The following is a 23,741-nucleotide window of genomic DNA, read 5'->3' as shown; positions in this document are numbered from 1 at the left end:
CTTGCGCCCGGACCTCAGCCTCACAACCGTGACAATCGCCGGCGTCGCTGCTGCCTGCTTTTGCGTGTTTGTCACCGTCAACCAGCTCCGCGCCCTGGCGAATGCCAGAGAGGAGCTCACTCGACATGCCAGCGCGGTCGCATATTCCCTCTGGAGCCTGGATCCGAAGCCAACTGAATCCTACCTGCGCTTGGCGGCAAAGTCGAACGACTATAGTCATATATGGATTCGCGATCATAACCAGCAAATATTCATTGACATTCCAGGCGAACGGAGCAGTGAGCTCGAGTCTCTGCTGATTTCCGCAAAGCTGATCCCGACTTATGAGCTCACGGAAAATCTCGAGTATGCCGGGGCGAAGATCGGAGCAATATCGGCGCGCTGGCGATGCGCTACGATCTATATGAACTTCGTTGCGCTGGTGTTGATTTCTCTTGTCTCGATGGTGGTCTGGTTGATGGTGTCGCTGCTGAAATCGAACCGCTTCCTGGATAAGCAGTCCAATGAGTTGCTGGTCCAGGCACAGAAGCTCTCTCAAGCCAAGGAAGCAGCAGAGTCCGCCAGTCGCGCCAAGAGCTACTTCTTGTCCAGCATGAGCCACGAATTGCGCACGCCGCTTAACGGGATTCTTGGTTACGCTCAAATCCTGGAGCGCATGACGGGCCTGCCGCCGAACGCGTATGACGGAGTGCGCATCATTCGCAAGTCGGGCGACCATCTTCTGATGCTTATCAACGATGTGCTTGATTTGGCCAAGATCGAAGTTGGCAAGATGGAATTGGTGCTTCGGGATGTGCACCTGCCGAGCCTCCTGAATACGGTTATCCGCTTGTGCCAGGTGAGCGCCCAGGCGAAGGGCTTGACGCTGCATCATGCGTGGGATCTCAGTCCTCATTGCACGATTCGTGCTGACGAGAAGCACCTGATGCAGGTGCTGCTCAATTTGCTGGGTAACGCTATCAAGTTCACCCAGCAAGGCCAGGTGACATTGCGCGTCGAGGTGCAGGGCGCGCCGGCCGCGAAGATGAATCCGTCCGAGCTGCGGCTGTGCTTCCAGATCGAAGACACGGGCCCTGGAATTGCCCACGAACACCTGGCTCGCATTTTTGAGCCCTTCGAGCAGGTGGGGGATCAGCAGGCACGCGCCGCAGGCACCGGCCTCGGCCTGGCGATCACCCGAAAGATCGTGGAACAGATGGGCGGCCAGATTGAGGTTGAAAGCCGACTCGGCCAGGGGAGCCTCTTCACCGTCACGTTGTGCTTCTCCGAGGGGACCGTGACTGCCGCGACGCCAGCGCTGTCGTGGGAGCTGGTCGCTGGCTATGAGGGCGAACGTCGGAAGATCCTGGTGGTCGATGACAACACGGAAAACCGTGCATTGGTGCGCGACCTGCTCACCCCGGTCGGCTTCACGCTGATGGAGGCCGAAGACGGCGAGACCGCGCTCCGGCTGGTCCTCGAGGGCAAAGAGGGCAAACCGGCTCTGATCGTGATGGATCTGGCGATGCCGGGCATCGACGGCTACGAAACGACGCGGCGTCTGCGGCGTCATCCCGAGCTTCGCGACATCGTGATCCTCGCGTCGTCAGCAAGCATTACCGGCGCGGAGCGGGACAAAAGCTTGAGCGCCGGTTGCGATGGTTTCTTGCCCAAACCCGTGCAGGCACGAGCCTTGCTCGATGCGCTCCAGCAGCACCTGGGCCTCACCTGGATCCTCCGCGGATCCGGGGGACAAAGCAGCGCCGAAGCCGAGGGGCAGACGATCCCTGCGATCGCGGGAGCTGGCGCGGAGCTCGGGCCGCTCACGCCGCCGCAAGAGCGAGATGTTGCGCTGCTCTTGGATCTGGCCAAACGAGGCCGCATTCCCAAACTGCTGGCTGAGCTGCAGAGGATTGAAGCAGAGAGTTCGCCCTGCGGGCCCTGGGTCCGGCAGATGCGCTCACTGGCGCAAGGCTACCAAGTCGCACAGCTTTGCAAGGCATTGGAGGATCGGCACGTCCGCATCGCGTAGGTGGGACCTGCTTCGTTGTGGAGTGGGCGCTCCGCGGACCGCGTTCCGGAGCGCCCTCGTGGAAGACAGCCGCCCGCGTAGAGTCGCGTTGCGATGGCGAGGTGACGGCGGCCCGAGCAGCCGACCAATGGCCTCGTGAACGACCCGTGCCGCCACCTCATCCCCGAGGGACCGGCGCCGCGAGCGCGGCTCCGAGGGCGGCCGAAACGCCGAGTCGCCGCGCCGTGGCGCGCGTGCTCATTCGGCGCGAACGTCACCTCGGTTCGTACGTCGCGACGATGTTGCCGTTCTCGAAGGTGCGCTCGGACACGCGGCGGAGCCCGATGGGGTGGTCGAGGCCCTCGAAGAGGGTGCGGCCGCCGCCGAGCAGGATCGGCACGATGACGAACGTGTAGCCGTCGATGAGCCCGGCCCGCGCGAGCTGCGCCACGATCGTGCCGCTCCCCATCACCAGGATCGGCTCGCCGCTGCCCTGCTTCATCGCGGCGATCCGCTCCAGGAGGTCGCCGCGGAGGAGGGAGGCGTTCGTCCAGCCGACCTGCTCGAGCGTGCGCGAGACGACGAGCTTCTCTATCCGGGCCATGCCCTCGGCGACCTCGGGCATCTGCTGGCGCGCGGTCTCGGTCGTCCAGAAGCCCGCCATGAGCTCGTAGGTCTTGCGGCCAAAGAGCAGCGTGCCCCGGCCGCGCCTCGCGTTCTCCGAGGTGAAGCGCGCCCACTCTGGATCACCCGCGGAGGACGCGTGGGCCCAGCTCATGTCGCCTCGCACATCGACGAAGTAGCCGTCCAGCGAGACGTTCTCGAACACCGTCAGCTTTCTCATCGCAATCTCCTCGCGCGACCTCGTTGGCAGGTGGTAGTCCTAAATTAGGACTGGACGGTCCTGAAGTCAAACTGCATCGTGGACCCCATGCGTAGCTACCAGGATCCGTGCGGGATCGCGCGCGCTCTCGACCGCGTGGGAGAGCGGTGGGCGCTCCTCGTCGTGCGCGAGCTCCTCCTCGGCCCGCGGCGCTTCACCGATCTGCGCGCCGGGCTCCCTTCCGCCAGCCCCAACGTGCTGTCGCAGCGGCTGCGGGAGCTCGAGGACGCCGGCGTGGTGCAGCGGCGCGCGCTCGCGCCGCCCGTCGCGGCGACGGTCTACGAGCTCACGCCCCGGGGGCGCGCGCTCGAGCCCGTGCTCGTGTCGCTGGCCCGCTGGGGAAGTCGGGCAGCCCCTCTGCCGCAGGGCGAGCTCAGCCCGAGCGCGCTGATGATCGCGCTCCGCACCACGTTCGACCCCGGCGCGCTCTCACGCGGAAGGCTCGCGGTCGTCCTCGACGGCGAGCCGTTCTCGGTCGAGATCACGTGCGGCGCCCTGTCGGTGGCGCGCGGCGAGCCGGAGGCGCCCGACGCGACGATCACCACAACCGCGCGCGCGCTCCGCGCCGTCGTCTTCGCGGGACGCGAGCCGCGCGGGGTCGAGATCGCCGGCGACACCGCCCTCGCGACGCGCTTTCTCGGCGCGTTCGCGCGCCCCGCGCCCGCCTGAGCGCCCCAGCGAGGGGCCGGTCGGTCCGGCGTCGAGCTTCGTCGCGCGGCCGAAGCTGAACGGCTCGTCGCTGCTGGGAGTCAGGGCGAGGGGCGGGCAGCCAGGCGCCACACGACGAGCGACGGCGCCCTGCTCGGCGCCGTGACGACCGCCGATGGCGCGCAGCTCTCCCGGGAAGACCTCGGGCAGCTGTGCTTCGTGGGCGAAGAGACCCTGGCGAACCTCTCCGGGATCCTCACGTACATCGGCGGCATGGAGATGCCGAGAGGATGACCGAGCGCTGCCCGATCACGCCGAGAAGCCTCCGTCGATGGTCAGGCTCGCGCCGTTGATGTAGGTCGACTCGGGCCGGGCGAGATAGGTGACGAAACGCGCGATCTCGTCGGGATCGGCGATGCGCTTCTCGGGGCTCGCGCTGCGCACCCAGTCGACGTGCGGACCGTCCGATGGGTTCATGTCGGTCGTCGTCGGGCCGGGCTGGACATTGATGACCGAGATGCCGCGCGGGGCGAAATCCCACGCCAGCCCGCGCACGAGCCGCGCGACCGCCGCCTTCGTCATCCCGTAGACGGCCGAGCCGGCCATCATCGCGCGCTCGGCCGTGTTGCTCCCGATGACCAGGATCTTCCCGCCGTGCGGGAGGTGGCGCGCAGCGGCCTTCGCGGCCACGAACACGCCGCGCACGTTGACGGAGAACATCCTGTCGAAATCCTCGAGGCGGTACTCGTCGGCGTTGCCGAAGATCAGGACGCCGGCGTTGTTCACCAGGACGTCGAGCCCGCCGAGCGCCGCCGCGCCCTCGGCGATCGCGCGCTCCAGCGCGCTCGCGTCGGCGCTGTCGGCCTCCAGGGCGATCGCGCGCCCGCCCTCGGACGCGACGGCCGCGACGAGCTCCCGCGCTCGATCCGGCCTGCTCACGTAGGTGAAAGCGACCGCCGCGCCGTCGCGCGCGAGGCGCTTCACGACGGCGGCGCCGATGCCGCGCGACCCGCCGATGACGATCGTCTTCTTTCCTGCGAGCGGCCCGATGTCGTCGTTCATGTTCAGCTCCTTCGCATCATGAGGTGTCGTTGTTATTGTTGAACAATCAGTCCAGAATAGGGCGCGACGATGGCGCGATCCGAGCGGGCGCCGCGCGTTCAGCGCGGGCGCAGGCTCTGGACCGCGAAGGCCGCGACGTCGCGGAGCGCTTCGGCGTTCGCGCCGGCCTTGGCCTGCACCTTCATCCCGCTGAGCGTGGCCGCGAGGAAGCGAGCGGCCGCGCGGCTGTCGATGCCGCGGGCGATGTCGCCCTTCGATATGCCCTCGTCGATGGCGTCCTTCAGCACGGCCTCGAGCAGCGTGGCGCTGGTCGCGGTGAGCGCGCGCACCTCGTCGTCGTCGCGGGCGAGCTCGCAGACGGCGTTCACGCCCATGCAGCCGAGCGATCGCGCCCTGTCGCGCGCCTCGGCGAGATCGATGAGGACACGCTCGATCGCCGCGAGCGACGTCGGTCCGGCCCGGAGCTTCTTCATGATCGCGGCGACGCTGTCGGCGTTGTAGGCGCGGAGCGCCTCGAGGAACAGCCGTCGCTTGTCGCCGAAGGTGTCGTAGAGGCTCTGGCGGCCGATCCCCATCGCGCGGACGAGATCCTCGGTCGAGGTGCCGGCGAAGCCCTTCTCCCAGAAGACCGGGATGGCGCGCCGGAGCGCCTCGTCGCGATCGAACTCCTTGGGACGGGCCACGGAGAGAGCATGATGGTTCTGGACTGAAAAGTCCAGAAAAATGTCGGCCCTTCGTGGGCCGCGGGCAGCCCTTCACGGCGGGCGGCGGGGGGGCGATCGGCGTCCGCGACGACCCCGAGGTCGGCGCCGCCGCCCGCGTTCATCCGCACGAACACGGGCAGATGAGCGCGAGGGCGACGCGTGTAGGTGAGGAGGCGCGCTTGTGCATGCGAAGACGCCGGCGTAGCCCACGCGAACACGCCGCTTGTTGGATGAGAGAACTTTTTGCTGCAAGCGCAATGAAGAAGCATGAAGGGTGTATATTCATCTGGCATCGATCCGGGCTGCCCATATACTCACTTCATGCGTTACCTTATGATTCCATTGCTCGCCGTCGTCGCTGCTCCCAGCGCGTGCTTGGCCCCCACGGAGACCGCGTCGGGAGGCGCCTGCGAGGGGGAGGAGTGCGTGAGCTCGCTCGATAGGGCCGCTGAATCGGCGTCGGACGGTGACCCGGCGGCCTCCAGCGGCGACGGGGACGAGAGCGCCGCGGCGGCAGACTCCGGCGGCGCTGCGGCTTTCAGCCATCCAGGCGTCCTCGTGTCGCGCGGTCAGCTCGACTTCGTGAAGGCCAAGATCGCCGCTGGACAGCAGCCGTGGAAGGGCGACTTCGACAAGGCCAAGGGAACCAGGTACGGGCGGCTCCCGTACACGCCTCACCCGGTCGACGTGATGAAGTGCGGCAACGGATCGAACCCGCTCGATCAGGGCTGCACCGCGTCGCGCGACGACGCCGTCGCGGCGTACACGCAAACCCTGATCTGGTATTACACCGGGGACCGGGCGTACGCCGACAGCGCCATCTCGATCCTGAACGCCTGGTCGTCGACCTTGAAGGAGCTCGTCTTCGACCCGGCCAAGGTGCGCACCGATCCCGGCCAGAACAACGGTCCGCTGCAGGCCGCCTGGCTCGCGGAGCTGTTCCCGCGCTCGGCCGAGATCCTCCGCCACGCCGGCGCTGGATGGCCGGAGAGCGAGGCCGCGCGGCTCGGGCGGATGCTCAACGACGTCCTCGTCCCCAAGATCCGCGACGGATGGGGCTACCAGGCGAACTGGAACCTGTCGATGGCGGACGGGATGATCAACATCGGCATTTACAACGACGATCGCGCGCTGTTCGATCGCGGCGTCGCCATGTGGCGCGAGCGCGTGCCCTACAACGTTTACCTGGCGAGCGACGGCCGGCTGCCGAAGCGCCCGCCGGGGTACAGCACCGACGCCAAGCTGATCGAGCTCTGGTACGGCCAGTCCGACTTCGCGGGGCGATCCGGCCACACGCAGGAGACGTGCCGCGATCTGCCGCATACACAGATGGGGCTCGCCTCGACCGTCTACGCGGCAGAGACGGCGGGGCTCCAGGGCGTCGATCTCTACGGTGAGCAAGAGGAGCGGATCAAGGCGTCCTTCGAGTACGTGGCGAGGCTCCTGAACCTGTCTCCGTCGGCGACCGACATCAAGGTGGAGGTAGAGGACTCGCTCTGCGGCGGCGAGCTGAAGGTCAAGGACGTCCCGGTCTGGGAGCTCGTCTACAACCACTACGTCCGACGCGAGGGCCAGACGATGCCCGAGAGCCGCAAGGTGCGCGACCGCATCCGGGGGCAGTCCGGCAACAGCAGGGACGTGACCAACGTGCAGATCACCTGGGAGGCGCTCACCCACGGCGACACCGGCAGCGCGGGGTACCCGTAGCGCACGAGGAACTCGGCCGCCGCGGGGGCTTTGGCCATCTCGGCTCGCGCGGCTGCCCCGCGTCGGCGCGCGAGCGAGGTTGTCCCTGCCCGTCAATCCGCCCGGCGCCGCGCGCGCCGGGCATCAACCTGCCGCGGGCGGCATGGCGCGACGGAACGCGCGCATGTGGAAGCGCCGCTGCTCGTCGAGATAGACGTGCTCCTGCCCGACGGGGCACGCGCGGCGCGACTGGCACCCTCCGGTCATACACGCCGCGCCCGGGTCCACGTCGAGGTGGCGGACGCAGGCGGCGACGTCGTAGGCGCCGGGCGAGAACGCGGACACGGGGCAGGCGGTCAGACAAGGCCGGTCGGCGCAGGACGCGCAGGGGCTCGGCGCGTCGTCGCGCGGCGGGAGCGACAGCCGCTCGGCGAAGACGAGCGCGGCCCGGTAGCCGTGCCAGAGGCCGAACCGCGGGTGGATCAGGATGCCGAGGGGCGACGGGTAGACCGGCTCGGCCCGCTGAGCCCAGCGCTGGAAAGGCCAGTAGGGCGGGCCGGTGAACGGGAACAGGGCGGCCGCGCCGAGACCCGCCGCGAGCGCGGAGACGACCGCGGCCGTCCAGTCGTCGAGCGCGAGGCCGGGCGCCGCCGCGCGCGCCGCCGAGAACGCGCGCCACATGGACGGGCCGGCGTTGCCGAGCAGGACGAGCGTGCCCGCGCCGCGCGCGCCGTCCGCCGGGACGCCGTCCTCCGCGACGGGGTGGAAGCCGCCGCGCAGCGGGATGCCCGCGCGCTCGCAGCGCGCCGAGAGCTCAGGCCAGCCGATGAGCATCGTGGCGCGATTAGAGCGCCCGGCCCGGCGCCGCAAGCGAGGCGCGGCCCGGCGCCGCAAGGAGGCGCGGCCCGGCGCCGCAAGCGAGGCGCGGCCCGGCGCCGCAAGCGAGGTGCGGCCCGGCGCCGCAAGCGAGGCGAGGTGCGGCCCGGCGCCGCAAGGAGGCGCGGCCCGGCGCCGCAAGCGAGGCGCGGCGTCAGGCGGGCGGCCGGGCGGGAGACGGCGGCCCCGCTCCCCGGATCGAGCGTTCTGGACTAGAGTGACGCCGTGACGCGGAGGCTCCGCTCTCGGCCCGGAACGGCGACGCCGTCCCCGCTCGCCCGCGCCGCGCGCGCACCCGCGAGGGGGCGATGATCCTGCCGCGCCCGCTGGTCACGCTCCACTTCGCCCAGACGCTCGACGGGCGCATCGCGACTCCGGGCGAGCGCGTCGCGCTCAGCACGCCCGCGGGGATCGAGCACGCCCACCGGGCGCGCGCGGACCACGACGCGGTGCTGGTCGGGGCGCGCACCGTGATGATCGACGACCCGCTGCTGACCGTGCGCGCGTGCGCGGGGCCGCAGCCGATGCGCGTCGTGCTGGCGAGCGCGCTCGGCGTGCCCGACCGCGCGCGGCTGCTCGCGGCGTCCGGCAACGGCCAGCCGGCGGCCGGGCGCGTGCTCGTCGTCGGCGCGGCGGGGCGCGCGACGGACGGGGCGCGGGCGCGGCTCGAGGAGCGCGGCGCGGAGGTCGTGCTCGTGCCCGCGACCGACTGCGGCCGCGTCTCGCTGCCGCACGCGCTGGCCGAGCTCCACGCGCGCGGCGTGCGGCGGCTGCTCGTCGAGGGGGGCGGCATCGTGCTGACGTCGTTCCTGCGCGCGCGGCTCGCCGACCGCGCCGAGGTCGAGATCGCGCCGCGCCTGCTCGGGGACACGGCGATCCCCGCGGTCGGCGCGCTGGGGGAGGCGCCGCTCGCGTCGGCGATCGACCTGCGCGAGCCGGCGGTCGAGCTGCTCGGAGGCAACGTGCTCCTGCGAGGGGACATTGGGTATCCCGACTGACGCGGCCGCGCCGCCCGACGCGCCGGCGCCGCCCGACGCGCCGGCGCCGCCCGGCGTGCCCGCGTCACCCGGCGTGCCCGCGCCGGCACCCCGGGAGCTGTGGTTCGTCCGGCCCCGCGTCGTCGAAGTGCGGCCCGGCGCCCCGCCGGGCGAGCCCGGGGCCGGCGAGGTCGTGGCGCGCGCGCTCGCGTCGGGCGTGAGCCAGGGGACGGAGCTCCTACTCTACCGCGGCGAGGGGCCGACGCCGTTCGACCCGTCGCTCGACCCGCCCGGCGCGCCGACCTACCCGCGCCGCTACGGCTACGCCTGGGTGGGCGAGGTCGTCGCGCGCGGCGAGGGCGCCGCGCTCGCGCTGGGCGACCGCGTGTTCGCGCTCGCGCCGCACGGCGAGGCGCACCGGCTCGGGCCGGGCGCCGCCCGCGCCCTGCCCCGCGCCGTCCCGAGCGAGCGCGCCGTGCTCGCCGCCAACCTGGAGACGGCGATCACCTGCGTGTGGGACGCCGGCGTGGGGCTCGGGGACAACGTGGTGGTGCTCGGCGGCGGCGTCGTGGGGCTGCTCGTCGTGGCGCTCGCGCGGCGCGCAGGCGCGACCGTGCGGCTGGTCGAGCCGAGCGAGCGGCGGCGAAAGGCCGGCCTCGCGCTCGGCGCCGCCGCGGCGATCCGGCCCGACGAGGACCGGCCGCGCGGCGACGCGGACGTGGTGATCGCCGCGACCGGGGATCCCGCCGAGCTCGACCGGGCGATCGCGCACGCGGCGCGCGAGGCCACGGTGACCGTGGCGTCGTTCTACGGGGCGCGGACGAGCCCGGTCGCGCTCGGCGCGGAGTTCCACCGCCGGCGGCTGCGCCTCCGGGCGAGCCAGGTCTCGAGCATACCGCCGGAGCGCGCGCCGCGCTGGGACCACGCGCGGCGCTTCGCGCTCGTGTGCGCCCTCCTGGAGGACCCGGCGCTCGACGCCCTGCTGGACCCGCCGGTCCCGTTCGACGAGGCGCCGTCGGTCTACCAGAAGCTCGCCGAAGAGCCCGGCGCGCGGCTGCAAACGGTGCTTTGTTATGGGCCGCAGCGCGTCGGTGCGGGAACGATCAGCTAGCCTGAGCGGCAACAGGGAGGACCGCGGTGTCTGCTCAAGAGCCGGTCGTGGCGAGGAGCTCCCTGGCGTCGCTGACGAGCGCGGCCCGGCGGATCCAGCGGTCCAGCTCGGCGAGGTCGGTGCTCGCGAGGACGCGCTCCCGTAGCTCGGCGGGGACCTCCAACCCGCGGGCTTCCAGCACGGCGAGCACGGCCTGCGCCTTCGCCTTGATCTCCCCCTTCGCTACATAGCTGCGCGCGAACTCGCTCTGAAACTCGTATCCGGCCTTCATCGTCGCCTCCAACGTTCGTCTCGCCGCTGCGTTCAGCGAGGATAGCACCAGGTCCCCGTAGACGGCGCGGCGCTCCTCATCGAGCCCGGCTGCGGCTGCCAGGAACGCCACGCCGATCGCCTCCCCCGCATCGCTCTGCCCGTGCGCCATGGCCGAGAGCACGACCACCTCGGGCGCTGCCTTCGCCTGCTCGGGATCGGTGACGACCGGGACGCCCCCAGGCCCGAGCACGAGCGGCGTCAGCGTCAAGCCGGGGTGGCCGGTGTCGATGGGCCGCGAGGACCAGCGAACCATCTCCGGGTCGGTCGTCACGACCAGCAGCCGGGTCGGGCAGCGGTGCCGAGCCCTCGTCTGGGCGAGGTACACGAGCCAGACATACGGCTTGTCCGGGTCCGTGCCGAGCTGCACCTCGACCACGATCGCCATCGCGGGCCGCTGCTGCTCGCCCACAAGCACGACGACGAGATCCGCGCGGCGGTCCGAAGGAACGATCTCGGCGAGGTCGGAGGACTTGACGCGTGCCTCCGTGAAGGCCGGCACCGGATGGCCGAGCGCGTCGTGCAGCATCTCGGCAGCAAGCGTCGGCCGATTCTTGAACAGCTCCACCAAGGCTTCGTGGGTCACTGAGGGCATCGGGGTCTCTCGGGCAGGTACGGGCATCTGGATTGCTGGCGGCGTACCAGGCCCATGCGTGATTCGCGCAGGGGCCGGAGCTGCCGCCTCCTGCTCTTGAATTCCGGGCAGTGCCCTGGGGTCGTCACGCCGTGTGACCTGCGTGTGCCTCGACGCCAGGGCACGGGGCTCCACGAGAGGGCACTCGGGTAAGAGAGGGGTCGAGCCCTCTGCGGCCTCGGACACCGTTCCGACGCGTCCGACGCGTCCGACGCGGCGATCGCTGCATCTATCGCGCAATCCGCCCCGCAGATTCGCCTCCGGGTTCGATTCCCGGCGCCTCCACTCAGAAGCAGCCGTGTTCTTTGTCAAATAGAAACTTGCCAGGGCCGTGCTGCCTTCGCCATCGCGTTGAGGATGGTCAGCAGCTTGTGCATGCACGCCGTCATGGCGACCTTGTACGGCTTACCGGCAGCGCGCAGCCGGTCGTAGAAGGCACGGATGACGGGGTTGCATCGCACAGCGGTGACGCTGGCCATGTACAGCATCGAGCGCACCGAGGCGCGTCCGCCCCAGATCGCTCGCCGTCCCTTGACCTTGCCGCTGTCGCGGTTGAACGGGGCTACGCCCACGAGCGCCGCGACCTGCTTGCGGTTGAGCGTTCCCAGCTCAGGCAGGTCGAGCAGCAGCGTGCGTGAGGTTCCAGGCCCCACGCCGGGCACCGAGCGGAGCAGCTTGTCCTTCTCCCTCCTGGCAGAGCGGGCTCTGCTCGATTTTAATCTTGAGCTCGTCGTCGAGATCCTGCAGCTCCTTCTCGATCATCGTGATCATGAGCTCGATGCTTGCGACGACCCGCGCGACCTTGCGCGGGCCGAGCAGGCCGGAGAGGCGATTCTTCTCCGCCACGATCATGGCGACCAGCTGGCGCCGGCGTGCTAGCAGCAGTCCCAGCTCGATGGTCGTTGCCTCGGGCATGGGCGTCAGCGGCGGCTGCACGGCGGCGGCGAAGTGCGCGATGCACTTGGCGTCGACCCGATCGGTCTTGGCCTGCCGGCCGGTGGCGCGCGCAAAGTTGCGGATCTGAAGCGGGTTGACCACAGCCACGGGCAGGCTGGCAACGCTGAGCGCTGCCAAGACGGCCATTTCCAGGCCTCCCGTGGCTTCCAGCACAATCCGCGCTGGCTGCAGCTCGCGAAGGCGGCGAACCAGCTCTTGCAGGCCTTCCTCGTCATGCGCAAGCCGTCCGCCAGCGTTCTCGCCGTGCACCGCCCAGTCCAGATGCTCTTTGGAGACGTCGATCCCTACGAACGCACCCACGTGAGTTCCTTCCCTCTTCATCGCTGTAACATCCGGCCCCAGTCGCCCATCCTTGCGAAAGATGCGAGCTTTCCCTCAGGCAACCCGTACGGGCCCATCCAGGACCTACGGCGCGGCGACCCATGCTTCTGAACGGTCTATCAACCCAGACACGATCGGTCTGCCGCGCGTAACTTTCTGGCTGCTCGCCGCGAGAGTTGTCCACAAACCCACAGGTTGCCGGTCTCCCCCCAGGGCCCCCCTCGGTACGACGACGATGTGGATCCAGTACGCTCGCGGCACATACAAGACACGGCGAGAGCCGTGTCTTTTTTCTTTTGTGTGCCCTGCGTGTGACCTGACAAAATGCAGCAGGGGTGGATCGCTGCGCGGCCGGATGCAGGCGCGACCACGGGCAGCGGGCGCCCGATCCGCACCACGGGCCCAGGCTCGGCCTGTGCCTCGCGGACTTCGCTGCCCTGACGAAGGCGAAGCCGTCGCCCCTGGACCGGGGAGGCCGCCGGCAGCTTCGTCGCCCGCAGGAGCGATGACGATCACTCGTACCGATCCGACGACCCGTACCGTTGGGCGTCGCTGGGCTCGCTCGGCGCCTAGCGTAACAACATGGAGGCCTTCCGGCGCGACGTGATGCGCCTCGGGCCGACGTGCCCGCGGCAGAGGGACGCCGCGGGCCGAGCCGACCGCCGATCGCGCCGCGGAGCCGGGGCGCCGTGCCTGGACGAGCCGAACGTGCTGGTCATACTGGCAGGGCGAAGGATCAACAAGATGGCAGCATCCCCGTTGACGTACCCCCCGCCGCTACCGGGTTACCCATCATGGTCGCCGTGAGTACCGCCGAGCTCCTCGTGCGTTTCGACGCCCAGATGCGGCGGGACCTCTCGCCGCGCAACCCGACATGGCGCGTCGAGCGGGTTGGACCGGTGGTGCGATGGGTGGCGCCTCCGGACATCCCATCGGGATGCGGCGTGTACTGGAGCGATCTTGACGAGGACACGGCCGACGGCGCCATCGCCGAACAGGTGTCGTACTTCGCTGGCTTGGGGCGCCGCTTCGAGTGGAAGACGTACGGCTACGACCGCCCCGCGGACCTCGGAGGGCGGCTGCGCGCCGCCGGGTTCGAAGCCGAGACCGAAGAGGCGCTGGTCATCGGGGCCGTCGAAGACGTCGCCGCTGCGACCGCCGGCACGGCGCCGCCCCCCGGGATAACCCTGCGCTGTCTGGACAACGGCGAACCTCTCGACGGAATCGCCGCCTTGCAGTCCGCTGTCTGGGGCGGGGACTGGGCTTGGCTCATTGCCGACCTGCGGCAGGAGCAGCAAGCCGATCCAAGGGCGCTATCGGTCCATGTCGCGGAGGCCGAGGGGCAAATCGTCTGCGCCGCGTGGGTGCGCTTCCATCGGGGGACGGAGTTCGCGAGCCTGTGGGGCGGCAGCACGCTGCGGCCGTGGCGTGGACGCGGGATCTACCGCAGCCTCGTCGCGCGGCGCACCCGCCAGGCCCGCGAGCGCGGTCTGCGCTACCTGCAGGTGGACGCCTTGCCGGACAGCCGTCCAATCCTGGAACGGCTGGGGTTTCACGTGGTCTCCACCACCACGCCCTACGTGTGGAGCCCGCCATCATCCTGAGGCCGCGCGCCTGGCACGGGCCTGCTCGGCGATGCGGGACCCACACCACGAGCCCGAGCTCAGCCGAACACCGGGCGCACGTCGGACACGCGGTACTGCATGACATGGTCGTTCAGGATGGCGATCCCGGTCTTCGGTGAGGCGGCGATCTTGCGCCACGCCTCCACGTGTTCGCGGGAGTCCCAGCGCTCGTAGTTGTTCACCCGTGCGGGGTCCAGCAGGTCAGCGGTGATGGCCAGATCCAGGCAACCGGGGGCCTGACGGGCCCTGCGGACGAGGTCCTGGTGGGCGGCGACGAAGGCGTCGCGCTGGTCGGGGTCGACCTCCAGGTGGCCGGCGATGATCAGCATGAGGTGGTCCTTTCTCTCCGAGGAGTGATGGTTGTCCAGAGTGTCCGGATGTACGGACCGCCCGTCGCCGGGAAACTCATCGGTCCGGCGTCATGTTCCTCGGACCCGCCCGTCGCCCCGGAGGCCGGCATCGTCGTGTACCCATGGCAAAATCCTGACCGGGGATCTGACGCGCGGTGCTAGAAGGGAGGTCTCCCATGTTCTTTCTCGGCGTCAGCGATCATGTGATGATCGCACACAGCTTCTCCGACCCGTTCTTCGGCCCGGCGACCCGGCTGCACGGCGCGACGTACGCCGTCGACATCGAGATCCACGCGAAGGCGCTCGGGCCGCACCACGTCATCATGGACATCGGCGCGCTGCGCGACGCGCTGCGCCGGGCGCTCGACACGCTCGATTACCAGAACCTCGACGAGCACCCGGCCTTCCCCGGGCGCACCTCCACGACCGAGCGCGTGGCCGAGCACGTGGCCGCGCTCGTCGCCGAGGCGATCGCGAAGCTGCCCGCGGACGAGGCGCCGCTGCCGGGCTCGTCGCTGCGGGTGCTCGTCCGCGAGTCGCCGACGGCGTACGCCGGCTTCGAGCGCGCGCTGTAACGTCCGCCGCGAGCCCGGACGCCGCGGCGCGCTGAGGCGCTGACGCGCTGACGCGCTGGCGTGCCCCCTCCTGCCCGTCCCACCAGCCGGTCCCACCAGCCGGCGCGCGTGTTCTGGAACCCGTACCGGCCCGGGGAGGTGTGGACGGTGAGCTTCGGCCGCGGCATGCGCGTCAAGCGCGATCGCTGACGCGGCGCGGGCGCGATCGCTGAAGCGGCGCGGGCGCAGGCCGGGCGGGGCCCGGGGAACACGGCGCGGTCCCCTCGGGACGGGTTCGATGTAGGCTGGCGGGTGGTATGCAACCGACCGATCCGTTCGGCTGGGCAGGGGCGACCCTCGACAACAAGGTCGCCATCGAGTCGGTCGTGGGCGAGGGCGGGTTCGGCGTCGTGTACCGCGGCGTGCACCTCGGCTTCGAGCTCCCGGTCGCGGTCAAGTGCCTCCGGCTCCCCCCGGGCGTCGGCGCGCAGGAGCGCGAGCGGCTGCTCGCGCAGTTCCGCGCCGAGGCGCGGCTGCTGCACCGGCTGTCGCGGCGGACCGCGAGCATCGTGCAGGCGCTCGACATCGGGGCCGCCAGCTCGCCGCGCGGGCCGTGGACGCCGTACATCGTCATGGAGTGGCTGGAAGGCGAGACGCTCGCCAGCAACCTGCGGCGCCGCCGCGCCTCCGGCGAGGGGCCGAGGGGCCTCGACGACGCGATCCGGCTGCTCGCGCCGGCCGCCGCCGCGCTCGCGATCGCCCACGAGGAGAAGGTGTCCCACCGGGACGTCAAGCCGGCCAACCTGTTCCTCGCGGCCTCCGGGGCCAGCACGACCCTGAAGATCCTCGACTTCGGCATCGCCAAGGTGCTCTCCGAGGCCACGCTGCAGAGCGGCCAGCGCACGCAGCCGGGCACGGCGCTGCCGCCGTTCACGCCGCAGTACGGCGCGCCAGAGCAGTTCAGCGGGCGCTTCGGGCCGACAGGGCCGTGGACCGACGTGTTCGCGATGGCGCTGGTGCTGCTCGAGGTCGCCTCGGGGCAGGCAGGGCTCGCCGGCGACGACGTGATCCAGCTCTACACCGCGGCCGTCGAGGAGAGCAGCCGGCCGAGCCTCGCGGCGCGCGGGGTGCGCGCGAGCCCCGCCGTGGAGGCCGTCCTCTCGCGCGCGCTCGCGCCCAGCCCGCGGCTCCGGTTCCGCGATCTCGGCGAGATGTGGGCCGCCCTGACGGCCGCGCAGGGCGCGTCGACCTCCTCGCTCCCGCCGGCGCCCCCGGGCTCCGCGGCATCCGCGAGGGGCGAGCCGCCGGGCTGGGATCTGCAGCGGACGGCGCCCGCCGCGCCCGCGACCGGCGAGAACCGCGTCTGCACCGTGATGTTCGTCGACCTCGCCGAGGCGACGGCGCTGTCGGCGCGCCTCGCCCCGGAGGACGTCAAGGAGATCGTCGACCGCTGCTTCGCCGCCGTGAAAGAGCAGGTGGAGGCCATGGGCGGGCTGGTCGAGGAGCTGCCCGGCGGCGACCAGGCGATGGCCCTCTTCGGCGTGCCGCGCGCGACCGACAACGACGCCGAACGCGCGGTCCACGCCGCCCTGCGCGTGCAGGCCGCGCTCGCGCGCGCGGCGCTGCCGCGGGCGCTCCGGGGCGCGCGGCTGTCCGCGCGGATCGGGATCACCACGGGGCGCGTGTTCGCGGAGCCGGCCGGCGGCGGGGCGCGCCCGCGGTTCACGGTGCTCGGCGAGGCGGTCACCACCGCGCGGAGCCTCCAGCAGACCGCGCCGAAGGGGGCGATCGCGATCGGGCGGGACACGTACCGGCTCGTCGTGAACCGCTTCGAGATCGAGCCGCTCGCCCCCGTCGAGGTCGCGGGCCGGAGCGAGGCGCTGCCGGCATACCAGGTGCGCGGCCCCGCCGGGCTCCGGCCGGTCATGGCGATCTCGGATTTCCACGGGGTCGACACGAAGCTCGTGGGGCGCGCCGCGGAGATGCAGCGCCTCACCGAGGCGCTCGAGACGGTGCTCTCGGAGCAGAGGGCCTGCCTCGTCACGCTGGTCGGGGCCCCCGGCGTCGGGCGGACCCGGGTGCTCGCAGGGCTGTTCGCGCGCCTGATCCTGCGCCGCGAGGAGGACCTCGTGGTGATGGTGGCGCAGGCGTCGCCGCTCCTCCGGAGCACGAGCTACGGGCTCGTCGCGTCGATGATCCGGCGGCGCTTCGAGATCGGCGAGGGCGATCCCCTCGGCGTGGTGATGCGCAAGCTCCGGCGAGGCATGCGGTGGCTCCGGCTGCGCGGCGCGCTGCGGAGGAGCGCCGAGGAGCGGGAGCTCGGGCGCGCGCGGGGAGAGGCGGCGCCCCGCGCCTCGGCGGAGGGGCTCGAGCCGGCGGACCTCGAGGACGCGCTGCGCCAGGTGGCCGCCATCCTCGGGGCGCGCGAGGCGGACGAGGCCGCGACCGTGGCGCTCGACGAGGCGGGCAACCCGGCGAGGCAGCGCATCTTCGCGGCCGTCGCGCGCCTGCTCCGCTTCGCGGCGGACACGGCGCCGATCGCGATCCTCTGCGACGACATCCAGTGGGCGGACGGCGCGAGCCTCGACCTCATCGAGGATCTGCTCGTGCGCGCGGAGGACCTGCCCGTGCTGGCGGTGTGCGCGGCGCGGCCCGAGCTGTTCGAGCGGCTGCCGGCGTGGGGGGAAGGGAAGGCGGGGCACGTGCGCGTGGACCTCGCGCCGCTGCCGCGCCGGCACATGGAAGAGATGGTCCGCGACTGGCTCCGGCGCGTGCCCGCGCTGTCGCCGGCCGTGGTGCGCACGCTCGCGGACCGGGCCGAGGGGCACCCGCTGACGCTCGCGGAGACGCTGCACCTGCTCGTGGACGCGGGCGTGATCGAGCCGCGCGGCGAGGAGCCGTGGGCGATCCGGGAGGAGCAGCTCGGCGAGCTCGCGCTCGCGCTCCCGACGACCGTGCAGGGGATCGTGCAGGCGCGCCTCGACCGGCTCGAGGCCGAGCCTCGAAGCATGCTGGCGCAGGCGGCCGTCGTGGGGCGCACGTTCTGGGAGGGGGCGCTCGAGCGGCTGCAGCGGCCGGAGCCGGGGGGCGCGCCGGAGGCGGCGCCGGCGGAGCTGCTCGCGCAGCTGCGGCACCGGCAGCTGATCCGGCCGCGCGAGTCGGCGATGTTCCCGGGAGAGCGGGAGTACGTCTTCGCGGAGTCGGCGATGTACGAGGTGGCGTACGAGATGCTGAGCGTGAAGGTGCGGCGGCCGCTGCACCTCGTCATCGCGCGGTGGCTCGAGGAGCGCGCCTCGGGGAGCGCGGGGCACGCGCTGCTCGCGCTGCACTACGATCGGGGCGGGGACGCGCGGCGGGCCGCGGCGGCGTACGTGCGGGCGGCGGCGCACGCGGCGTCGCTGGGGGAGAACGCGGAGGCGCTGCGGCAGCTGGAGCGGGCGCGCGACCTGCACGACGAGGTGCTGGAGGAGGGCGGCGCGGGCGGCGACGGGGGGCGCGGAGGCGACGCGCGCGGGGGCGAGCGGGGCGGGGGCGACGAGCGCGGGGGCGAGCAGGGCGGAGGCGACGGGCGCGGAGGCGAGCAGGGCGGAGGCGAGGGCGAGGGGCGGGGGATCCCGTGGCGCGAGAGCGTGCGGCTGCGGCTCGACCTCGGGGACGTGCTGCGGCGGCTCGGACGGCTGGACGAGGCGGAGCGCACGTACGAGGAGGCGCGGGCGCGGATCGTGCGGCCGGCGCGGCGAGGCGGCGCGCCGCGGCCGGGGGAGCAGGCCGACGCGGCCGACGCGCTGCGCTTCGAGGCGCGCGTGGATCACCGGCTCGCGCTCGTGCACAAGGTGCGGGGGGCGACCGCGGAGGCGCGGCCGCTCGTCGAGCGCGCGATCGCCCGCGCCAAGGAGGCCGGGGCCGTCGAGGAGACGCCGGCGATGTACGCGCTGCTCGCGTTCCTGCACCGGCGCGAGCGGCGGCCCGACGCGAGCTGGGCGGCCGCGCGGGAAGGGCTGCGCGTGTGCCGCAAGATCGAGCGGCACGACGAGCGGTGGCAGGAGAACGTCGCGCAGCTCCTGTTCGGCGTGGGGGCGTCGCTGTTCGGCCGCGGGCGGCTCGTGGGCGCGGAGCGGAGCTACCGGCAGGCGGCGCGGGTGATCTCCGAGGCGACGAGCCCGTACCTCGCCGGGATCGCGCTGAACGGCGTCGGGGCGATGCGGTTCATGCAGGGCGACAGGACCGGCGCGCGCGCGATCTACCTCCGGGCGCTGCGGCTCAAGGAGCGCGCCGGGGACCTGCACCAGATCGCGGTCACGTGCACCAACCTCGCGGAGGTGGAGCTGCAGCTCAAGGAGTTCCCGGCCGCGCTCGAGCACGCGCGGCGCGCCGTGCGCCTGAGCGAGCAGGCCCGCGCTGGCTCGGACCTTGCAGCGATGTACCGCAACCTGGCGGACGTCTTGCTGGCCGCCGGGGAGCTGGAGGAGGCACTTACAACGGGACGCAAGGCGCTCGCGACCGCGGAGGTCGCCGGGCGCGTCTACCTGAGCGAGGCAGCGTTGACCCTTGCCCGAGCATGCGCGCGCGCGGCGAACGATCCTTCGTCGGACGCCGGCCTGCGCGCCCGGGCCGCCGAGGCGGCCGGGGCGCTGCGGGCGTCGCTGTCGGCGCACTTCACCGAGGGAGAGCTCCGCCAGAGGGCGGAGGAGTGCGAGCGGATCCTCGAGCACGGGATCGCGAAGGCCGATTAGGCAGAACGGTCGCATCAACAGTCGCATTAACAGGCGATTGCCGGCCGCGGGGCCGGCAATCCAGGGAGAGGACTGGCATCATGCAGGGCAGTGCTTTGTTTGCGAGGGTGATGGTGCTAGCCGGGGCGCTCGGCGCGCTCGCCGGCTGCGGCGCTGACGAGCCGCAGGCGAAAGAGGGGTGCCCTACGGAGAACGAGATCCGGGGCGCCTGCGCCGGCGTGCCCCAGGCCGCGGTCTGCGACGACGACACGTGTCCGGGGGACGTCGACTGTGCGGAGGTCGTCCCGGTGGGCAGCGACGCGGAGCTCCAGGCGGCCGCCGCGGCGGCCATGCCCGGGGCGTGCATCGCGCTCGCGCCGGGCGCGTACGGCGCGGCGGTGCTCCCCGGCGGCGTGAGCCTGCTGGGGAGATCGGCGGAGGACGTCACCGTCACGGAGGTGGCGCTCGACGCGGGGGAGGGCGCCGTCGTTCGAGGACTGACCACCTCGATGATCCAGGTCAGGGGCGCGACGGGGGCGAAGATCGAGTCGGTCCGCGTGCGGGGAAGCGCGGATACGGGCGTGATCGTGGAGCCGCAGTCCTCCGTGGCCGTGGTCACCTCGACGATCGAGGGGTCCGCCGTGTACGGGGTCTTCGCCGTCGACCCGCTCGCGGTGAGCCTCGATCGGGTCGTGATCGCTGGCTCGGCCGGGCCGGGGCTCTGGGTCGAGAGCAGCAGCGAGTGCGCCGATCCGGCCGCGCAGCCGGCGCTCGACGTGAAGCGATCGATCGTGCGCGACAGCCACATCGTCGGGGTCGCCCTGTTCGGCGCCAAGGCGGTGATCGCGGGCCTCGACATCCTCGCGACAGACCCGGGCTTGGAGTTCCAGACCGGCCGGTACGGCGGAGGACTCTCGATCGCGAGTTGCTCGGACGTCGAGGCGAAGGGGCTGCGCGTGCACGCCAGCAGGTCGTACGGCGTGCTGGTCGACGGGTCGAAGGCGACGATCGGCGGCACAGGGCCCGACGAAGAGGTCGAGATCCACCGCAACCTGATCGGGCTGTCGATCCAGAACGTCACGGAGTCGTTCCTGCTCGAGAACGCGCAGCTCGACCAGAACGAGGGCTTCGGGATCGGCGTCTCCGGGGAGTCGCGGGGCGTCGTCATCTGCCGGTCCGGCGTGACGAGGACCAAGCTGAAGCCGCTGCCCACCCTGGATGCCAGCGCTGGCGCTGCGGACGTCGGGCACGGGCTCGTGTGGACCGAGCGGTCCGAGGCGGCGATCACCGACGTGACCTTCAGCGGGAGCGCGCTCGCCAGCGTGCTCATCGACGGCGAGGCGAGGGGCAGGCTCCACCGCGTCACGCTGAGCGGCGGCGACGAGGCGCTCGGGATCGTGCAGCAGAACTTCAGGACCGGCGGCGAGCAACCCGCCGTGGCGGAGGGCACCCCCGCGCTGCGGCTCGCCGAGACGGCGCTGTACCCGGTCCCGGCGCCGCCGGACATGGTCCCGAAGATCCTGAGGCCCTGAGCGGAGGGCGCGGGGCGAGGCGCCGGGGCGGGAGGCTGGGTGATGTTGCGCATCCGCCCCCCGCTGCCGGCGGCGGGGGCGTCACCGCGACGATCGGATGGGGTCTATGGGCTCAGGCGGGGTCAGGCCCTTGCTCAGCACCACGCAGGTGGGATCCGGGGTGTCGCAGCCGAAGAGATTGCCGCTGGCGCAGTCGAAGGTGAAAGGCTGGCCCTCCACGATGTCCTCGCCGTTGAGGTCGATGCGATTGCACTGGACGACGCTCGACGTGAGCGTGACGGCCGCGCTGAAGTTCGAGATGCCGGCGCGGGCGTTCGATTCGACCCTCGTCGAGCTGACGGTGACATTGGCTGGCGCGCCCCTGGAGAACACCGAGATTCCGTCCCCGGATGTTCCGTCGCGTTCTGCGCGGGTGTCGCGCACGACGGTCGCCTCGATGGTCGCGTTCGAGTTGAAGACGTCTATGCCCATATCGTGGTTCTGCTCCAGCAACGACGTGAGGATCTTCAGGCGCGCGGGATCGTGATCCGACGAGCTCCACTCGGCCGTAATACCAATTCCGCGCTGCCCAGCGTTGTTTGGCTGGGTATCGCGCACGACGGTCGCCTCCATCGTCGCGTCCGAGCCCAGGACGAGCACGCCGACGTCATGGTTCCGTTCCAGGAGCGAGGCGCGGAGCGTCATCGTCGCGCGTTCCTGTGCTGCGGCGTCGTCTAGGACCGTAACTCCGCGTTTTTGAATGACGATCCCGGCGCCCCACAGGCCATCGTCGCCGGGCTTCGTGTCGCGCACGATCGTCGATTCAATCGTCGCGTCCGCGCTCTGGACGAGCACGCCTTCACCGTGGTTCTGCTCCAGGAGCGAAGCGCGGAGCGTCAACGTCGCGCGCTTCGGGTCATCCTTGAGTCCGACGAGGAGGATCCCCGCGCCGTGACCCTCATCGCCGCCGGGCTGCGTGTCGCGTACGACCGTCGCCTCGGCCGTCGCGTCGGAGCCCATGACGAGCACGCCGACCCCATGGTTCTGCTCCAGGAGGGAGGCGCGGAGCGTCACCGTTGCGCGCTCCTTTGTGCCGGGGTCGTTGACAATGTCGATGCCACGTCCGCCTGTGCCGTCGCTCGCTGCCTGGGGGCCGCGCACGACGGTCGCCTCGACCGTCGCGTCGGAGCCCATGACGAGCACGCCGACCTCATGGTTCTGCTCCAGGAGCGAGGCGCGGAGCGTCATCGTCGCATGATCGTGCGTCTCGGGATCGTCGGCCAGGGTGATCCCTTTTCCGCCCGCCCCACGGGCGTCTGGCTGAGTGTCGCGCACGACGGTCGCCTCGATCGTCGCGTCCGAGCCGGCGACGCGTACGCCGGCCTCATGGTTGTGCTCCAGGAGCGAGGCGCGGAGCGTGGCCTTCGCGCGCTCGTGCGCGGCAGAGTCCTGACCCACCTCGACGCCGATCCCCAGCGTGCCATCGCTGCGTGGCTCGGTGTCGCGCACGACGGTCGCCTCGATCGTCGCGTCTGAGCCGGAGATCAGCACGCCGGCTTCATGGTTGTGCTCCAGGAGCGAGGTGCGAAGCGTCAGGGCGCCGCGCTCGTGTGTGGTGTCATCGGAAGCCACCTGGATACCACGTCCGTATCTGCCGTCGGCGTCCGGTTGAGTGTCGCGCACGACGGTCGCCTCGACGGTGACCTCCGAGCCATAGACGGCCACGCCGTGCCCGCGGTTGTGCTCCAGGAGCGCGTTGCGGAGCGTCGTCTCACCCCGGTTGCGTGTCGAGCCGTTGTGGATGACGATGCCCGTTCCGCCCGCCCCGGCGCTGGAGGGCCGGGTGCCGCGCACGACGGTCGCCTCGACCGTCGCCTCCGAGCCGGAGACGAGCACGCCGAGCTCCCTCGTTTCCTCGATGAGGGAGGCGCTCGTCGTGACGCTGGTGGGACCGAGCGCCGCCTCGATGTCAAGCCCCCGTCCCGTCGTGTCATGGATCCAGACGCGGTCGAGGAGCACGTGCTCGGCTCCGCTCGTGGAGATGCCGTCGCGCCGCCCCGTAACGGCGAGGTTATGAATCCCGGACTCGCTCGCGCGCTCATCGAGGACCTCCAGCGTTGCGATCGCAGCCCCGGCGCCCGCGATCTCGACCATGGCCGGGCATCTCCCCCATACCCGGACCGGTTTACCTCGAACCAGGACGTCCTCCAGGTATCTTCCCGCGGCCACCGCCACGATCGCCCCCGACCGCGCGTGATCTATGCCGTCCTGGATGTGCCGCCAGGGCTTTGCGCGCGTCCCATCGCTGTCGTCCCCCGCATAGGCCGCGTTCACGAACTGCGTCGTCGCATCGACCGGGATCGTCCCGTAATCGCCGTCGCCGCACGGCGCCACCTCGCGGCACGCGACGTCCCCCGGGACCGCCATGAGCCCGGGCGGGCACGGACCTTCCGGGAGGATCGGGTCGCAGCCGCCTCGCCCGTCCGGCTCGAACCCCTGCCCGCAGGCGTCCGGTGGCACGCCCGCCGGCTGGCAGCCGCCGCCTTCGAGCGGCGCCTCTCCGGGAGGGCACGGCATGTCCGGCGGCAGGCCCGCCGTGACGCCCGGCGGCAGCCCCGCCTCTTGACAGCCGCCGTCCACTGGCGCCGTCCCGGGAGGGCACGCCGCGGGGGCGGTGTCCGACGGGTCGACGGGAGGAGCGACGTCCTCCGCGCCGCAGCCCGCAATCATGAGGAAGAGCGCGAGCAGGACGAGCGCGCGCCAGCAACAAGGGAAAACTCGCGTCGAGAAGGAGAGCATGGGCATGGTTGCCTTTTCATAGATGAGGCGTC

The 23,741-nt window shown here is 71.5% G+C and carries 17 protein-coding genes and 1 pseudogene; 10 read left to right on the top strand and 8 right to left on the bottom strand.

Annotated elements, in window-relative coordinates; genetic code table 11:
• Positions 1 to 28: 28 nt before the first annotated feature.
• A complete protein-coding gene (locus WMF43_RS32680) occupies positions 29 to 2,011 on the top strand; it encodes an ATP-binding protein (protein ID WP_437670801.1) in 1,983 nt (660 codons plus the stop codon).
• A 253-nt stretch (positions 2,012 to 2,264) separates the two neighbouring features.
• On the opposite strand, the gene WMF43_RS32675 is transcribed toward WMF43_RS32680, so the two are convergent.
• Positions 2,265 to 2,834 carry a dihydrofolate reductase family protein gene (locus WMF43_RS32675; RefSeq protein WP_437670799.1) on the bottom strand — a complete coding sequence of 190 codons (570 nt, stop codon included), beginning with the start codon at positions 2,832 to 2,834 and terminating at the stop codon, positions 2,265 to 2,267.
• 87 nt (positions 2,835 to 2,921) lie between these two features.
• Between WMF43_RS32675 and WMF43_RS32670 the strand changes: the two genes are divergently transcribed.
• Positions 2,922 to 3,542: a winged helix-turn-helix transcriptional regulator gene (locus tag WMF43_RS32670; protein WP_437670797.1), complete on the top strand. Its 621-nt coding sequence runs from the start codon at positions 2,922 to 2,924 to the stop codon at positions 3,540 to 3,542.
• Between the two features lie 141 nt (positions 3,543 to 3,683).
• Positions 3,684 to 3,815 (top strand): hypothetical protein, encoded by a 132-nt coding sequence (locus tag WMF43_RS32665; protein WP_437670796.1) that lies wholly within the window; start codon positions 3,684 to 3,686, stop codon positions 3,813 to 3,815.
• 15 nt (positions 3,816 to 3,830) lie between these two features.
• On the opposite strand, the gene WMF43_RS32660 is transcribed toward WMF43_RS32665, so the two are convergent.
• Both WMF43_RS32660 and WMF43_RS32655 read right to left on the bottom strand, forming a co-directional pair.
• On the bottom strand, positions 3,831 to 4,583 hold the full coding sequence (locus WMF43_RS32660; RefSeq protein WP_437670794.1) for an SDR family oxidoreductase: 753 nt from the start codon (positions 4,581 to 4,583) through the stop codon (positions 3,831 to 3,833).
• 98 nt (positions 4,584 to 4,681) lie between these two features.
• The gene (locus WMF43_RS32655) at positions 4,682 to 5,266 is read right to left on the bottom strand and encodes a TetR/AcrR family transcriptional regulator (RefSeq protein WP_437670792.1); all 585 of its coding nucleotides are present in this window, start codon (positions 5,264 to 5,266) and stop codon (positions 4,682 to 4,684) included.
• A 447-nt stretch (positions 5,267 to 5,713) separates the two neighbouring features.
• Here WMF43_RS32655 and WMF43_RS32650 point away from each other — a divergent pair, with 447 nt between their 5' ends.
• Complete coding sequence (locus WMF43_RS32650) at positions 5,714 to 6,994, top strand: alginate lyase family protein (RefSeq protein ID WP_437670790.1); 1,281 nt, start codon at positions 5,714 to 5,716, stop codon at positions 6,992 to 6,994.
• Between the two features lie 123 nt (positions 6,995 to 7,117).
• On the opposite strand, the gene WMF43_RS32645 is transcribed toward WMF43_RS32650, so the two are convergent.
• Complete coding sequence (locus tag WMF43_RS32645; RefSeq protein WP_437670788.1) at positions 7,118 to 7,807, bottom strand: hypothetical protein; 690 nt, start codon at positions 7,805 to 7,807, stop codon at positions 7,118 to 7,120.
• 350 nt (positions 7,808 to 8,157) lie between these two features.
• Here WMF43_RS32645 and WMF43_RS32640 point away from each other — a divergent pair, with 350 nt between their 5' ends.
• Both WMF43_RS32640 and WMF43_RS32635 read left to right on the top strand, forming a co-directional pair.
• Positions 8,158 to 8,847, top strand: a complete 690-nt coding sequence (locus WMF43_RS32640; protein WP_437670787.1) for a RibD family protein — start codon at positions 8,158 to 8,160, stop codon at positions 8,845 to 8,847.
• On the top strand, positions 8,831 to 9,937 hold the full coding sequence (locus WMF43_RS32635; RefSeq protein WP_437670785.1) for a zinc-binding dehydrogenase: 1,107 nt from the start codon (positions 8,831 to 8,833) through the stop codon (positions 9,935 to 9,937). Before WMF43_RS32640 ends, WMF43_RS32635 begins: the two co-directional genes overlap by 17 nt.
• Positions 9,938 to 9,971: 34 nt before the next feature.
• On the opposite strand, the gene WMF43_RS32630 is transcribed toward WMF43_RS32635, so the two are convergent.
• Positions 9,972 to 10,841: a hypothetical protein gene (locus WMF43_RS32630; RefSeq protein ID WP_437670783.1), complete on the bottom strand. Its 870-nt coding sequence runs from the start codon at positions 10,839 to 10,841 to the stop codon at positions 9,972 to 9,974.
• 347 nt (positions 10,842 to 11,188) lie between these two features.
• Positions 11,189 to 12,158: pseudogene (locus tag WMF43_RS32625) on the bottom strand (IS110 family transposase).
• Positions 12,159 to 12,961: 803 nt separating this feature from the next.
• On the opposite strand from WMF43_RS32625, the gene WMF43_RS32620 reads away from it, so the two are divergent.
• Positions 12,962 to 13,762, top strand: a complete 801-nt coding sequence (locus WMF43_RS32620; RefSeq protein ID WP_437670781.1) for a GNAT family N-acetyltransferase — start codon at positions 12,962 to 12,964, stop codon at positions 13,760 to 13,762.
• 59 nt (positions 13,763 to 13,821) lie between these two features.
• On the opposite strand, the gene WMF43_RS32615 is transcribed toward WMF43_RS32620, so the two are convergent.
• Positions 13,822 to 14,112: a putative quinol monooxygenase gene (locus WMF43_RS32615; protein WP_437670779.1), complete on the bottom strand. Its 291-nt coding sequence runs from the start codon at positions 14,110 to 14,112 to the stop codon at positions 13,822 to 13,824.
• A gap of 227 nt (positions 14,113 to 14,339) precedes the next feature.
• On the opposite strand from WMF43_RS32615, the gene WMF43_RS32610 reads away from it, so the two are divergent.
• The 3 genes from WMF43_RS32610 (at position 14,340) to WMF43_RS32600 (ending at position 20,931) form a co-directional block, all read left to right on the top strand.
• On the top strand, positions 14,340 to 14,708 hold the full coding sequence (locus tag WMF43_RS32610; RefSeq protein WP_437670777.1) for a 6-pyruvoyl trahydropterin synthase family protein: 369 nt from the start codon (positions 14,340 to 14,342) through the stop codon (positions 14,706 to 14,708).
• A 296-nt stretch (positions 14,709 to 15,004) separates the two neighbouring features.
• Positions 15,005 to 19,420 (top strand): protein kinase domain-containing protein, encoded by a 4,416-nt coding sequence (locus tag WMF43_RS32605; RefSeq protein ID WP_437670775.1) that lies wholly within the window; start codon positions 15,005 to 15,007, stop codon positions 19,418 to 19,420.
• Between the two features lie 80 nt (positions 19,421 to 19,500).
• Positions 19,501 to 20,931, top strand: a complete 1,431-nt coding sequence (locus tag WMF43_RS32600) for a right-handed parallel beta-helix repeat-containing protein (protein ID WP_437670773.1) — start codon at positions 19,501 to 19,503, stop codon at positions 20,929 to 20,931.
• A gap of 81 nt (positions 20,932 to 21,012) precedes the next feature.
• On the opposite strand, the gene WMF43_RS32595 is transcribed toward WMF43_RS32600, so the two are convergent.
• A complete protein-coding gene (locus tag WMF43_RS32595; protein WP_437670771.1) occupies positions 21,013 to 23,715 on the bottom strand; it encodes a hypothetical protein in 2,703 nt (900 codons plus the stop codon).
• Between the last annotated feature and the right edge of the window lie 26 nt (positions 23,716 to 23,741).

It is taken from the genome of Sorangium sp. So ce131 (assembly GCF_051519095.1).
GTDB lineage: Bacteria > Myxococcota_A > Polyangia > Polyangiales > Polyangiaceae > Sorangium.
Note: the sequence above shows the minus strand (reverse complement) of the source record. Positions and strands in the feature narration are given on the sequence as shown.

Excerpts from the sequence above, each read along its gene's own strand:
- WMF43_RS32610 (WP_437670777.1), top strand. The coding sequence starts at position 14,340 with ATGATCGCACACAGCTTCTCCGACCCGTTCTTCGGCCCGGCGACCCGG.
- WMF43_RS32675 (WP_437670799.1), bottom strand. The coding sequence starts at position 2,834 with ATGAGAAAGCTGACGGTGTTCGAGAACGTCTCGCTGGACGGCTACTTC.
- WMF43_RS32660 (WP_437670794.1), bottom strand. The coding sequence starts at position 4,583 with ATGAACGACGACATCGGGCCGCTCGCAGGAAAGAAGACGATCGTCATC.
- WMF43_RS32615 (WP_437670779.1), bottom strand. The coding sequence starts at position 14,112 with ATGCTGATCATCGCCGGCCACCTGGAGGTCGACCCCGACCAGCGCGAC.
- WMF43_RS32605 (WP_437670775.1), top strand. The coding sequence starts at position 15,005 with ATGCAACCGACCGATCCGTTCGGCTGGGCAGGGGCGACCCTCGACAAC.
- WMF43_RS32595 (WP_437670771.1), bottom strand. The coding sequence starts at position 23,715 with ATGCCCATGCTCTCCTTCTCGACGCGAGTTTTCCCTTGTTGCTGGCGC.
- WMF43_RS32640 (WP_437670787.1), top strand. The coding sequence starts at position 8,158 with ATGATCCTGCCGCGCCCGCTGGTCACGCTCCACTTCGCCCAGACGCTC.
- WMF43_RS32600 (WP_437670773.1), top strand. The coding sequence starts at position 19,501 with ATGCAGGGCAGTGCTTTGTTTGCGAGGGTGATGGTGCTAGCCGGGGCG.
- WMF43_RS32630 (WP_437670783.1), bottom strand. The coding sequence starts at position 10,841 with ATGCCCTCAGTGACCCACGAAGCCTTGGTGGAGCTGTTCAAGAATCGG.
- WMF43_RS32670 (WP_437670797.1), top strand. The coding sequence starts at position 2,922 with ATGCGTAGCTACCAGGATCCGTGCGGGATCGCGCGCGCTCTCGACCGC.
- WMF43_RS32645 (WP_437670788.1), bottom strand. The coding sequence starts at position 7,807 with ATGCTCATCGGCTGGCCTGAGCTCTCGGCGCGCTGCGAGCGCGCGGGC.